The sequence below is a fragment of the Flavobacterium sp. LAR06 genome (assembly GCF_041946075.1).
Taxonomy (GTDB): Bacteria; Bacteroidota; Bacteroidia; order Flavobacteriales; family Flavobacteriaceae; genus Flavobacterium.
Genome location: NZ_JAUTYT010000016.1, coordinates 80,863 through 94,419, shown reverse-complemented (window position 1 = coordinate 94,419; position 13,557 = coordinate 80,863). Strand labels below are relative to the sequence as shown.

Sequence of the window (13,557 nt, the reverse complement as noted above, 5' to 3'; positions counted from 1 at the left end):
AAAAAATGAATTATAAAATGTGGTTCAATAAAAAAGCCTTTAAACATAAGTGCTTAAAGGCTTTTATTTAAAATGTTTTTACAACTTTTTCGCAAAGCAGAAAAAACTGCACTTTTCAAGAAATCCTTAATTACTTTATAAACTGAATAATAAATCCTCCTTTAGACGCTATATCATAATGCCATTTTGAAGCTATCTGATTAGATTCTACCTTAAATTCCATTAATGCGTCTTTACCTTCGGAGATAATCCTGAATTTTGAAAAACCCTTACCATACTTTTTAAGATCGATTGAAACGGGTAATGCTGAATTGGTTCCATTTATTCCAACAATATAAGAAAGATTGTCTTTTTGGCGAAATAAAACTATTGATTTCCCTGGATCTGCAATTATATATTCTGTTTTATCCCAGGTTGCAGGCATCTCTTTTAATAAATCTTTAAGTTCATTAGGAAGCGAATTAAAAACCTCCTCTGAATCAGCAAAATGAATAACGCCAGATGTATATATCATAGCCATCGCCAACTCATGAACTGCTGTATTTAAACGCTTATATTTTCTAAAAGTCAGCGCAAATGGAGTATAATCAGTAGGTCCCGCAACATTTCTGGTAAATGGTAATACGGTATTTTGTTCTGCTGCTTTTTCAGGGAATCTTGGTTCATAAAAATAACTTTCAGTTCCTAAAACAGCTTCTGCCGTTACAAAATTTGGCCATGTTCTATGCCAGCCTCTTGGTGCTGTTGTGCCGTGCAGGTTTACCAGCAAGTGCTCTTTGGCAGCATCTTCAAAAACTCCCTGAAGGGCTCCCATAACCTCTTGTCGGTCTGAGCACCAAAAATCTATCTTAACACCTTTTACACCCATTTCAGCCAGCTCTTTAAACCTCTTTTTCCTTTTTTCCGCTTCAAAATATTCTGCCGAGTATCCCCAAACTAATGGCTTAACTCCTTTAGCTAAGGCATAATCAATAATTTTTCCTTCTTTATTGGCTTTCTCCCAACCTGCATCAAAAAGCGTATATCTAAAACCAAATGAAGCCGAAACATCAGTGAATTTATTATACATTTCAGGTGTAAAATCATCAGGATGTGACCACCATGACCAGGCAGCCTTTCCTGGCACAATCCATGAAGTATCTTCAATTTTAGAGGCCGGAGCCAAATCAGTAATTAAAGTCGATAATAATATATCACCTGCTTTATCGCCAATCATGATCACTCTCCACGGCATTGTCCACGGTAAATTTGATTCAGGATAAGCCTCTTTATCGGGCAAAGGCAGGGTAAATTTTTCATCTTTTTTAGCAAATGCTATGCTATATATTCCCTCTTTAGAATCCGGTTGTAAATGACATCCGGAAAATGATCCATCCGTTCCTGATTCTGCAATTAAAACCCAACTTTTAGCATTATTTACATTAAAAAGTGCAGGCATACACCAGCCAACTGATTCATTTCGTGCACCACTTATGGGGTCTCCTGACTTTACATTAATATAAAAATCTTCATAACCAGGCGTATAATCTCCCGCCTTATTATAGGGCTGAAGCCAACCTTTCGCATCTTGCTCAATATGAAATCCTGTAATTTCATTTTTAAGAACCTTTGTTTGGTTTTCCTTTTCAGCAAACTTATATCTAAAAGCTACACCTTCTTCTCCGGCAATTAAATCAATTGTCATTAAAGCACCTTTTTGATTCTTAAATGTTATGCTTTTACTTTCAAAAACATGGTTGACAACTTTATTATTGGCAACTTTAAGTTCATATTTTTCACGTTTTTCTTCGATAGGCGAAACTTTTACAACTGATAAACCAGATGTAAAATCATTATTTTCAAAAGTCAGGCCAAGCGGAGAATCTAAAATAATCGTTTTCTCCTTACGGGTAACTTTATACGACAGCTTTCCTGCTTCGGTTAAGGACAATGTAATTTTATTTAGATTATTCTTAGATTTCAGATCAAGTCTTTCATTTTGTGCTTTACAACTCCCCTGAACAAAAAATAGTGCAGGTATAAACAAACATAAAAATCGATTATTAAACATTTTTTTCATTTATAAAATTTTAGAGATTAGTTTTTAGTAGAGTATAGTGTCAAAAGCATACGTAATGGTTTCATTATAAACTTGTCCTGCCTCGAATATTGTATTGGGAAAATTTGCATGATTAGGGCTATCCGGATAATATTGGCATTCTAAACAAAGTCCGTCAAAAGGTTCATAAAATCTATAATGCTCCCCAATTATTGGGCTTTTTAAATAATCGCCAGTATACAATTGTACGCCAGGATATGAGGTGTAAACACGCATTAATCTTCCCGATTTTTCTTCGAACAATTCGCAGACAGCATTTTCGTTGGAAGAACTTCTATCAAAAACATAATAGATATTCAGTCCGTTATGCTGCATTACATCTTTTAGTTTATAATTAAAAAACAAGTATTTATCTGCCGGAATAATTTTTCCTGTCGGAATATACTCCGGAGTACTTTCAAGAATTTTAGCCGCCTGAATATTCAATTTGTGGTTGTCTATTGTTTCTGCACAAGCGGATAAATTAAAATAGGAATGATTGGTAAAATTTAAAGGAGATGGTTCATCGACTACAGCCCAAAATTCAATTTTAAGTTCGTTTTTATCTGTCCATTTATAAATGACTTTTATGCTTAAATTTCCTGGAAAACCTCCTTCTCCATTTTTACTTTCTAAAGTAAAAACTACCGAATCTTCGTTTACAATAAAATCAAATACTTTATTGTTAAATCCTGCTGAACCACTATGGTTATTATTTTTACCATCATTTTTATCCAAATGATATGTTTTACTTCCGATTGAAAATTCCGCATTATTGATTCTGTTGGCGAAACGTCCAACCGTTGCTCCAATATAAGATGCATCCTTTAGATAGCCTTCTAAAGTTTGGAATCCAAGTATTACATTTTCTTTATTTCCGTTTTTGTCCGGTACCATTATGGATTTTACTATGGCTCCATAATTAAGCAGTTCAATGTAGTTTCCATGAACATTTTTTATTCTAAATTTAAAAATTTCTTCTCCTTTATAAGAACCAAATGGTTCATATGTAATAGTATTTGAGGTGTTCATATTGTTTTATAAAAATGACAAAAACACTATCTGTATAATAGTATTTCAAATATACCCTTGATTCTTTTTATCAAAATGGACATTTTTTCCATAAACATGGATTAAATTACGATATTTGAAAAATAGATTCTAAAAAATGAAGAATTCATCACAAAAAGAAAAAACAAAAGTCAAAGAAGGTTTTTTAGGGCAACGCATGATTGTGATTCCTAAAAACATACTTTCGAGCATCAAAAAAAATGCACTTATATCAAGCTTGTATTTTACTGATATTGGTGTTTTCCCTAATGCAACTCATCATTCGATGAAACGCAAACACGGAAGTAAGCAGTATATTCTTATTTATTGTTATAAAGGTGAAGGCATTATTAGCAAAGAAAACAAAACCATAACACTGAAAGCTAATACCTTTTATATAATACCCCCGGAAGTGGCACATGATTATTATGCTTTGAAGCAAAACCCCTGGAGTATTTACTGGATTCATTTTACGGGGCCGCAAGCACCCAATTTTTATGACAAATTCATAACCGAACATCCTGATGCAGCCCCGCAATTATCACTCGAAGAAAGACGCATCGAACTTTTTGAAAATATACTCGATGTTATGGAAGACGGTTACAGTGCCAGTAATCTTGAATATGCGAATCTCTCTTTATGGCAATTGTTGAATGCTTTTTTATATGAGCGATTTTTTATCAAAAAAAGTAAGAAATTTTCAGAGGATAATACTATTGAGTCCGCGATTGACTATATGAAAAAGCATCTGGATATATCTTTAAAGATCAATGATGTTGCTGCTCATTTCAATTATTCATCATCTCACTTCTTCACCTTGTTTAAGAAGCAGACAGGGTATTCTCCGATACATTATTTCAACTATTTAAAAATGCAAAAAGCCTGTCAGTATCTAAGCTTCACTTCTATGAGTATAAAGGAAATAAGTTTTACATTGGGCTTTAATGACCCGTTGTATTTCTCTCGTTTGTTTAAAAAAATAATGAGTACTTCACCTATACAATACCGTACAGAATATAAGCAGTAACGCAATTGATTTCGTATTTTAACACAGCGCATCATAAAATCAGATTATAATCCATCTATTCAAAAAAAATATCCATAATTCGAAGGTTCCTATTCTGCTAATTTTACAAAAGCTATTAAAACCTTTTTATGAAAAATTATAATTATACCTTTTTACTATCAATTAGTCTTGTTGCAGCATTGGGTGGTTTACTCTTTGGTTACGACTGGGTTGTAATTGGTGGGGCAAAACCATTTTATGAGATTTATTTTGGTATTTCTGATTCTCCGGCTTTACAAGGCTGGGCTATGAGTAGTGCTCTTGTCGGCTGTGTTGTCGGTGCAGCCGTCGCGGGGAAACTGGCAGACACGTACGGAAGGCGTCCTATGTTAATTGCTGCGGCAGTATTATTCTCCGTATCAGCGATTGGAACGGGAGCTTCAGAAACCTTTACCACCTTTATTATTTGGAGAATTATTGGCGGAATCGGAATTGGAATTGCGTCAACAATTTCTCCCTTATATATTGCCGAAATCGCCCCACAGGAAACCCGCGGACTTTTTGTTTCAATCAACCAACTTACTGTAGTGATTGGTATTCTTGCCGCACAAATTACCAACATGCTGATTACCGAAGTTATTCCGGCTGGTTATTCTCATGCCGAAATTCTGGCTTCATGGAACGGACAAACGGGTTGGAGATGGATGTTTTGGGCGGGATTTTTCCCTGCAGTTCTATTCTTTATTCTAATGTTTTTAATTCCGGAAAGCCCGAGGTATTTGGCTAAAAAAGGAAATCATACTACTGCTGAAGATACATTGACCAAAATTGGTGGTTTGGCCTACGCCAAAGAAGCAATTGTAAAAATAAAAGAGACTTTTACACACGAAACCGAGAAAACAGATTTCAAAATGCTACTGGACAAAAAAGCTCTTCCGATATTAATTATCGGGATTGTTTTGGCTGCTTTCCAACAATGGTGCGGTATCAATATCATTTTTAACTATGCTCAGGAAATCTTTGTTTCAGCGGGTTACAGTATCAATGATTTATTCATGAATATCGTAATTACAGGTAGCATTAATCTTGTTTTTACTCTGGTTGCTATGGGAACTGTAGATAAACTTGGGCGTAAAAAACTAATGCTTTTTGGTTCGGGTGCACTTGCTGTAATTTATGCTTTATTGGGATATTTTTATTATACCAATGTTACTGGTTTTCCATTATTATTACTTGTATTGCTTGCGATTGCTATTTATGCAATGTCCCTTGCTCCTATTACTTGGGTAATTTTATCTGAAATTTTCCCTAACAGAATCAGAGGTGTTGCGATGTCTGTGGCCACATTTGCACTCTGGATTGCCTCCGCACTTTTAGTACAAACCTTTCCAATATTTAACGAATATCTGGGCACATCAGGAACTTTCTGGCTGTACGGCATTATCTGTGCCTTAGGATTTGTTTTTGTATTTAAAAAACTTCCTGAAACCAAAAACAAAAGTCTTGAAGAGATTGAAGAACTGATGGTTTCTGATAAAAAATCAAAGAATATTCAATAATCTAAATTTCATTACATCATGCAAAAAGTAAATGTTTGGAAGGAAAAAATAATCCTACCAACCTATGAGGTGGGCAAACCTGAAAAAAATCCCGTATTTATTGAAAAAAGAGTATATCAGGGAAGTAACGGATCTGTATACCCTTACCCGGTTATTGAAAAAATAGCAGACGAAAAAACAGACAAAGAATATCAGGCCGTTTATCTTGAAAATGAATTTGTTAAAATAATGATCTTACCAGAACTTGGCGGACGAGTTCATATGGCTTATGATAAAACGAAACAGCGCCATTTTGTATATTACAATCAGGTTGTAAAACCTGCCTTAGTAGGACTTACAGGACCATGGATTTCTGGTGGAATCGAGTTTAACTGGCCACAACACCACAGGCCAACCACTTTTGATCCAGTTGATTTCACAATTGAAGAACACGAAGATGGAAGCGCAACGGTTTGGTGCAGCGAAGTGGAGCGTATGTTCAGGACCAAAGGTATGGCAGGTTTCAGACTCTATCCTGACAAAGCTTATTTGGAAATTAAAGCACAATTGTACAACAGAACTTCTTTTCCTCAAACATTCTTGTGGTGGGCGAATCCTGCTGTGAAAGTAAATGACGATTACCAGTCGGTATTTCCTCCAGATGTAAATGCTGTTTTTGATCATGGCAAACGTGATGTTTCGTCTTTTCCAATTGCAAAAGGAACGTATTATAAAGTAGATTATTCGCCAGGTACTGATATTTCACGTTATAAAAATATTCCGGTTCCAACATCTTATATGGCCATTGCATCTAAATATAATTTTGTAGGCGGATATGAAAATGACTCAAAAGGCGGATTGCTTCACGTAGCCAATCATCATGTTTCTCCGGGAAAAAAACAATGGACCTGGGGACATGGCGATTTTGGTCGAGCATGGGATCGTAATTTAACCGATGAAGATGGCCCATATATTGAATTAATGTGTGGTGTTTATACGGATAATCAACCCGATTTTTCCTGGATAATGCCGGGTGAACAAAAGAATTTTACTCAGTATTTTATGCCCTATCGCGATTTAGGTATCGTAAAAAATGCAACTAAAAATGCAATGGTTAATTTAGAGAGTATTGATAACAAATTAGTGATCAAAGCTTATACAACTGGAGTTTATCCTAAAAGCACGGTTACTTTAAAAAACAATGATACCGTTATATTTCAAAAACAATATGATGCTTCGCCATACAATTCATTCGAAGAAACTATTGATTTTGGTAATGCGTCGTTGGAAGGATTATCGATTTCTGTAACAGATGCTGATGCTAAAGTTTTGGTTGACTGGATCTATGAAGGACAAAATGAAGATGAAATTCCAGAAGCTGCAAAACCTGCACTTGCTCCGGAAGATATTGAGAGTAACGAACAATTATTCTTAACAGCTCAGCATTTAGAGCAATACAGACACGCGACTTACAGTCCGATTCCGTATTACGAAGAAGCTATTAAACGTGATTCCGGTGACATTCGTTCGAATAACGCTATGGGATTATGGTTGATGCGAAGAGCGAAATTTACCGAAGCTGAGCCTTATTTTAGAGCGGCCATCAAAACATTGACGCAAAGAAACCCAAATCCGTATGAAGGTGAAGCTTATTTTAATCTTGGATTATGCCTTAAATACCAGAACAAGAATCAGGAAGCTTATGATGCTTTGTACAAATCAACATGGAATGCGGCCTGGCAAAATCAGGGCTATTTTTATGTAGCACAGCTTGACGCTTTAAATGGTGATTATGAACTGGCACTGGCACACATTAAAAAAGCCATTTCTAAAAACACTGAAGATCATAAAGCGCTGCACTTGCAAGTGGCTTTTCTTAGAAAATTAGGTCAACAAGAAAAAGCATTTCAATTTGCCAATACTTATCTAGAAAATGACTGTTTCAATTTTGGATTGCTTTACGAGAAATATCTGTTGAGCAATGACAATAAAGAACTGGAGTATTTCAATTCATTGATTAGAAACAATATTCACACTTATATAGAATATGCCTTAGATTATGCAGCAGCTGGGTTAAATAACGAAGCCATAAGTTTATTATCCGAAGGTCTTAAAGACGAAGCAACCTACCCGATTGCGTGGTATTATGCAGGCTCCTTTTATGAGAAGTTAAATGATTTCGGTCAAGCCGAAAAATGCTTCAAAATGGCATCTCAGGCAAAACCGGAGTATTGTTTTCCTAATCAGGTTGAAGCCGCATTAGTACTTACAAACGTGATTCAGAAGCAAAGAAACGATGCAAAAGCGCTATACTATCTGGGTAATTTCTGGTATGCTTCAAAGTTCTATGATGATGCGATTTCTTGCTGGGAACAATCTGTGGCACTGGATGATAGTTTTCCGACAGTACATCGTAACCTGGCTCTTGCGTATTACAATAAATTAAACAACGAACAAAAGGCGCTTTCCAGTTTAGAAAAAGCATTTTCACTGGACGTGACAGATTCGAGAATTCTAATGGAATTAGATCAATTGTACAAGCGCCTGAACAGGGATTTAGTATTTAGACTTGCTTTCTTAGAGAAACATTTGGAATTGGTAATTCAAAGAGACGATGTTTATCTGGAACGCGTTACTTTATATAACCTTTTAGGAAAGCATGATAAAGCGCTCACGCTATTAAAAAATCGTATTTTCCATCCATGGGAAGGCGGTGAAGGAAAAGTGAGCGGTCAATATCTGGTTGCTTTAACTGAAATTGCCAAACAACAAATTACTGCAGGTAATTATGATATTGCCATTGCGTTTTTGGAGCAGGCGCAAACGTATCCTGATAATTTAGGTGAAGGAAAATTGCCTGGTGCACAAGAAAATGATATTCATTATTGGCTTGGCGTAGCTTTTGAGAAAAAAAACAAATTAGAAGAAGCCATAAATTGGTGGAATAAAGCAACTCAGGGACTCGACGAACCAACGGCTGCCATTTTTTATAATGATCAGCAACCGGATAAAATTTTCTATCAAGGTTTGGCATTTTTAAAGTTAAACCAACAATCTGAGGCTGATAAACGTTTTGAAAAGCTGGTCGCTTACGCACAAAAACATCTAAACGATCATGTTACGATCGACTATTTTGCAGTATCACTTCCGGATCTTATGATTTGGGAAGATGACTTAGACAAACGCAACAAAATTCACTGTTTGTATATGCAGGGATTAGGGCTTTTTGGCTTGGATAAAAAAACTGAAGCTGAAGACGTTTTTGAAAGTGTTTTATCAGAAGAAAAGAGTCATTCAGGAGTTACGATTCACCTGTCTTTGTTGAAAAATGAAGAATCGGTTTTGATTTAAAAATAATGGTTAGTGGTTTAGTAGGAGACCCGACAGGCTAAAATCTGTCGGGTCTTTGTTTTTAATTACCCGGTCTGTCTTCCAATTTCGTTCCCCATTTCTTATTAGATTTTGGTCCCATGATAAATTCTAAAGTTCCACCAGTCTCATATCTGCCTGATGAATAAAAGTTTTAAAATCGCTTTTACCATTTAGTTTTGCGCTTTGGATATATTTTTTTTACCCGAGACATCTATAAACTATAAGTTAGAAGAAGTAATTTCTTTTAATTCGCCATTAACCTTAACCTTTACTTTTGTAGGTGTTGCAGATAATATATCATACTTCGTGATTTTACCTTTTTCCCATTTCATGTTTATGGTAAAATTCCCTTCGGCTTTAAGTCCTTTTACTTCACCTTCATTTAACCAGGCATCTGGCATTGCAGGCAATAATTCTATAAATCCAGCATGACTTTGAATTAACATTTCACCAATTCCGGCAGCTGCGCCAAAGTTTCCATCAATTTGAAATGGTGGCCCTGCAGAAAGTAAATTGGGATAAACTCCTCCTCCTGCTCCATAATTTATATTGGTTGCAAGTGTTGGTCTTAATATTGTTTTCAATAATTTATAAGCCCGGTTTCCTTCTTTTAAACGAGACCAAAACAACATTTTGTACGCTATAGACCAACTTGGACCATCATCGCCTCGTACTTCAAGTGTTTTCTTAGCTGCTTCTGCAAGATTTGGTGTGCTTTCAGGTGTAATTAAAGAGGCTGGATATAAGCCGTATAAATGAGATATGTGACGATGTTGCGCATCTGGTTCTTTGTATGGTTTTAACCATTCCTGAATTCTCCCGTCAGGCGAAACAACTCCTGCAGGAGATAATAATTTTAATCTTTTCTCCAGACTATTGCTCAAATCTGCATCTATTCCTAACTTTTGCGATGCTGCAATTACATTGTTAAATAATTCACGAACAATCTGATTATCGATTGTTGGTCCCATACAAACGTGAGCTTCCTGACCATTTGGCAAGAAAAACGAATTTTCAGGCGATACTGACGGCGATGTTACTAACCAGCCCGTTTCCGGGTCTTTCAGCAACATGCTATTATAAAACTGAGCTGCACCTTTTATAATCGGATAAATTTCTTTGAGATATTTTTCATCGTTTGTATATAAATAATGATTCCACAAATTGTTGCACAACCAGCCAGATCCAGCTTTTGCAATTCCCCATGAAGCGCTTTCACCCGGTTCTGTAAATCCCCAAACATTGGTAATTACATGTGCTACCCAGCCCTCAGCATTATAATAGGCTTTTGCAGTTTTTTCTCCGTAAGGAACCATTTCTTTAACCAAATCTTTGAGAGGCAGATTTAATTCTGATAAATTTCCGGTTTCTAATGCCCAGTGATTCATTTGCACATTCACATCAAGATGATAATCCCCATTCCAGGGTGTTTGAACCTGATGTGCCCACAATCCTTGCAAGTTTGGTGGTAATAAACCTATTCTTGTACTACTGATACTTAAATAACGCCCGTATTGGTAAAACAAAACCGGAAGTCCTGTATCTGCATCAGAATCTTTCATAAAAGCATCTAAACGCTCGTTTGTAGGCAATGTTTTTTTTGAAACTTTTCCAAAATTCAAATCCACACGATTAAATAACTTTTGGTAATTTTCAATATGCAATTTCTTCTGATCCTGATATTTCTTTTGCATCGCTGCATCTAAAATCTTATCTACTGAAGCTTCGAAGTTTTTATCTTTAAAATCTGTTCCGGCAGCAATAAACAATACTACTTCACTCGCATTTTTGATTTCAATTGCATTGTTACTGTATACTGCGTCACCGTCTTTTATTTGCACTTTTACTTTTGCTTCGTAACGCATTCCTTTTCCGTCGGTTCCATTGTTTAACTGACCCGACATTATAAGAGAATTATCACTACCATTTACAGTTTTAAAATGCTCCGGACGATCCAGTTGAACCGTAAAATTCAGCTTTCCTTTTTTATTTGAAGTCAATCTTATAAAAGCCACATCATCGCCAAAACCAGCAAAATACTCCCGTTTATATGTTACCTCGTCAATGCTAAATTTCGTTGATGCAACTGCCGTTTGAAGATCAAGATTTCTGGAATAATTTACAGGTTGCGATTTAGTTTTATAATCAAATTTCAACGTCATATTGCCTAAAACCTGATAGCACCCAAATTGTACATTTGCTCCATCCCCGCTTCCGGAACCCGGACCTGTACACACAAAATTCTCATTGATCAGTTTTTCGGCGTCACTGTTTTTATTTGCTAATAGCAATTCTCTAATCTGAGGTAAAAAAGTATAGGCTTTATAATTGTTGGCATCTTGTGGTGATCCGCTCCATAATGTGATGTCATTCAGGACCAATTTTTCAGTTGTTACTCCTCCATCAGGCATAATTCCTAAACGTCCGTTCCCTAATGGCAATGTTTCCTCCCATTGTGATGCCGGTTTTGTGTACCATAATTCTAACGGATTAGTTTGAGAATAGCCTAAAAAAGGCAACAGTACAAAAAGTAATGCTTTATATTTCTTGATATTCATATTGTGTTTTTTTAGTCTCTTAGATCGGTTATTAAACCTGTCGGGTTTAAATCGAAAATACCTTTTTTATCTATCATAAGAAACAGCTTTTACAACTGGCTTTTCTCCAGTTTTCAAGGCTGCTTCGTCGAATTCAATTACAATTTCTTTACTTTCTCCTTTTAGTAAAGTAATTATCACGCTCATTGCCGGTAAAATTTAAGTTCCTGACTTATCATTTAATACCTGAATATGAACTCCAATGAGAATGCCACTTTGGAATAAGTCTTTTCTAACAGAAAACTTACTTAGTACTGTTATTACCTAAATCCAAAATGGCATTTCAAAACAAAACTGTGATTAAACCAAATCACAAACCAAAAAAATAAAAAACTAGATTAAAAGTATTTTAAGGATATTAATAACCCGGATTCTGATCAGCATCGCTAATATCATCATTAAGCTTGATCTCTCCGATAGGAATAGGATAACGGTTATGAAATGCTGCAATTGTACCGTTTTGTTTTGCCCATTTGTTACGAGTACTTACTAATTCCACCAATTTTCCTGTACGAATAAGATCCATTCTTCTCCAGCCTTCAAAAGCTAATTCACGCATACGTTCGTCAAGAATTTGCTCTCTAAACTGAGATTGAGAAAGTCCGCTCCATTTCATTGCTTCAGGTAATGTTCCTCCAAAAGCTCTTGTACGAACCTGATTAACATATCCTTCAGCTTCTGTCGTGTTTCCTAATTCATTTAAACATTCTGCGTAGTTAAGTAATACATCCGAGTATCTGATATATGCTTTATTTTTGCCTGAATTCCAGAACGATTGTCTTCCGTCTACTCGAATATCTTCGTATTTTTTAATGTGTGGATCCAGTTCATCACCACCAAAACCAGCAGGAAGTGTTGGTTTAACACCCTTATAAGTAAAATCATAACGAATACTCGCCTCTTTACGTACATCACCTGCTTCCCATAATCCTCCATCAGTTTTATCTTTATAACAATACTGAGTAGGAAGTATAAGATCATAACCGCCAAAATAAGCATATTGGTCTATATTTGCCAAAACTCTTGAACCTGTTTGCCATTGTATCTGGTTATTATCAGGCCAGTTATTATTATACTGCCATTCATATAAGGATTCTTGAGAATTAGCATGATCTGAACTAAAAACATCTGCGTAATTAGAAAGTAAACTATACTTCCCAGAATTAATAACTTCTGCAAACCACTGTTTTGCTTTAGTATAATCACGGTATCCTGACGCTTCGGGAGCATATAAATATACTTTTCCCAAAAGTGCCTGAGCCACACCTTTTGCAGGAAATGAAGGATTGCTCTGTGTTACAGGAAGTTTTTGAATTGCTCTTTCTAAATCGGCAACTATATAAGAATAAACTAAATCCAGAGGCTGGCGTTTTAAACCAAATTCTGCCGATTTTGCTTTGTCATTAATAGGTATTTCTCCCCAATATTGTGTTAGCTCAAACATTAATGTTGCTCTTAAAAAACTAGCTTCGCCCATTAAAAGATCACGTTTTGCACTATCTTCTTCGCTATTGGTCCCTAATGCTCTAATGGATTGTGCTGCCACTTCAATTACTGGCCATCTGTCATTCCACAATTGCCCAATTGCCTGATTCTCCTGGCTTAGAAAACCATTGTATAGATCAAGTCCTGCCTGGTTTGCATCTCCGGTTACCTGCAAAGCCCCTTGTTGTGCTTCATCTGTACCGAGAGAAGTATAAAGCCCTGCACGGTCTTTTTGCATATTTCTCCAATTTGTTATAGCTCCTAAAAGAACAGGCTCTATTTTGCCTAAACTGCCATATGCCTGAGCAGCAGTAAGTGAACTTTTAGGCTCTTCATCTAAAAAATCTGAAGAACAGGAGGCTGATAATATTGCCAGGGCCATAAAGGCTATAATTTTTGCTTTCATAAAAATAATTTTTAAAATTAATTTGA

Annotated in this window: 7 protein-coding genes; 3 read left to right on the top strand and 4 right to left on the bottom strand. The window is 35.9% G+C overall.

The genetic code is table 11. The features are described 5' to 3' along the window. Positions 1-130: 130 nt before the first annotated feature. Both Q7C23_RS20245 and Q7C23_RS20240 read right to left on the bottom strand, forming a co-directional pair. Positions 131-2,059: a glycoside hydrolase family 97 catalytic domain-containing protein gene (locus Q7C23_RS20245; protein ID WP_375034200.1), complete on the bottom strand. Its 1,929-nt coding sequence runs from the start codon at positions 2,057-2,059 to the stop codon at positions 131-133. A 24-nt stretch (positions 2,060-2,083) separates the two neighbouring features. Further along, positions 2,084-3,109: an aldose epimerase family protein gene (locus tag Q7C23_RS20240; protein WP_375034199.1), complete on the bottom strand. Its 1,026-nt coding sequence runs from the start codon at positions 3,107-3,109 to the stop codon at positions 2,084-2,086. A 136-nt stretch (positions 3,110-3,245) separates the two neighbouring features. Here Q7C23_RS20240 and Q7C23_RS20235 point away from each other — a divergent pair, with 136 nt between their 5' ends. The 3 genes from Q7C23_RS20235 (at position 3,246) to Q7C23_RS20225 (ending at position 9,022) form a co-directional block, all read left to right on the top strand. Continuing rightward, a complete protein-coding gene (locus Q7C23_RS20235; protein WP_375034198.1) occupies positions 3,246-4,154 on the top strand; it encodes an AraC family transcriptional regulator in 909 nt (302 codons plus the stop codon). A gap of 128 nt (positions 4,155-4,282) precedes the next feature. Further along, positions 4,283-5,692, top strand: a complete 1,410-nt coding sequence (locus Q7C23_RS20230) for a sugar porter family MFS transporter (RefSeq protein WP_375034197.1) — start codon at positions 4,283-4,285, stop codon at positions 5,690-5,692. Positions 5,693-5,710: 18 nt separating this feature from the next. Continuing rightward, positions 5,711-9,022, top strand: a complete 3,312-nt coding sequence (locus Q7C23_RS20225) for a DUF5107 domain-containing protein (RefSeq protein ID WP_375034196.1) — start codon at positions 5,711-5,713, stop codon at positions 9,020-9,022. A gap of 239 nt (positions 9,023-9,261) precedes the next feature. Here the strand turns inward: Q7C23_RS20225 and Q7C23_RS20220 are convergent, their stop codons facing one another. After that, positions 9,262-11,601: a glycoside hydrolase N-terminal domain-containing protein gene (locus tag Q7C23_RS20220; protein ID WP_375034195.1), complete on the bottom strand. Its 2,340-nt coding sequence runs from the start codon at positions 11,599-11,601 to the stop codon at positions 9,262-9,264. A gap of 397 nt (positions 11,602-11,998) precedes the next feature. Next, positions 11,999-13,531 (bottom strand): RagB/SusD family nutrient uptake outer membrane protein, encoded by a 1,533-nt coding sequence (locus Q7C23_RS20215; RefSeq protein WP_375034194.1) that lies wholly within the window; start codon positions 13,529-13,531, stop codon positions 11,999-12,001. Positions 13,532-13,557: the final 26 nt, after the last annotated feature.

What these genes read in the sequence shown, in the direction of transcription:
- Q7C23_RS20245 (WP_375034200.1), bottom strand. Translation starts at nt 2,059, where the DNA reads ATGAAAAAAATGTTTAATAATCGATTTTTATGTTTGTTTATACCTGCA.
- Q7C23_RS20240 (WP_375034199.1), bottom strand. Translation starts at nt 3,109, where the DNA reads ATGAACACCTCAAATACTATTACATATGAACCATTTGGTTCTTATAAA.
- Q7C23_RS20235 (WP_375034198.1), top strand. Translation starts at nt 3,246, where the DNA reads ATGAAGAATTCATCACAAAAAGAAAAAACAAAAGTCAAAGAAGGTTTT.
- Q7C23_RS20230 (WP_375034197.1), top strand. Translation starts at nt 4,283, where the DNA reads ATGAAAAATTATAATTATACCTTTTTACTATCAATTAGTCTTGTTGCA.
- Q7C23_RS20225 (WP_375034196.1), top strand. Translation starts at nt 5,711, where the DNA reads ATGCAAAAAGTAAATGTTTGGAAGGAAAAAATAATCCTACCAACCTAT.
- Q7C23_RS20220 (WP_375034195.1), bottom strand. Translation starts at nt 11,601, where the DNA reads ATGAATATCAAGAAATATAAAGCATTACTTTTTGTACTGTTGCCTTTT.
- Q7C23_RS20215 (WP_375034194.1), bottom strand. Translation starts at nt 13,531, where the DNA reads ATGAAAGCAAAAATTATAGCCTTTATGGCCCTGGCAATATTATCAGCC.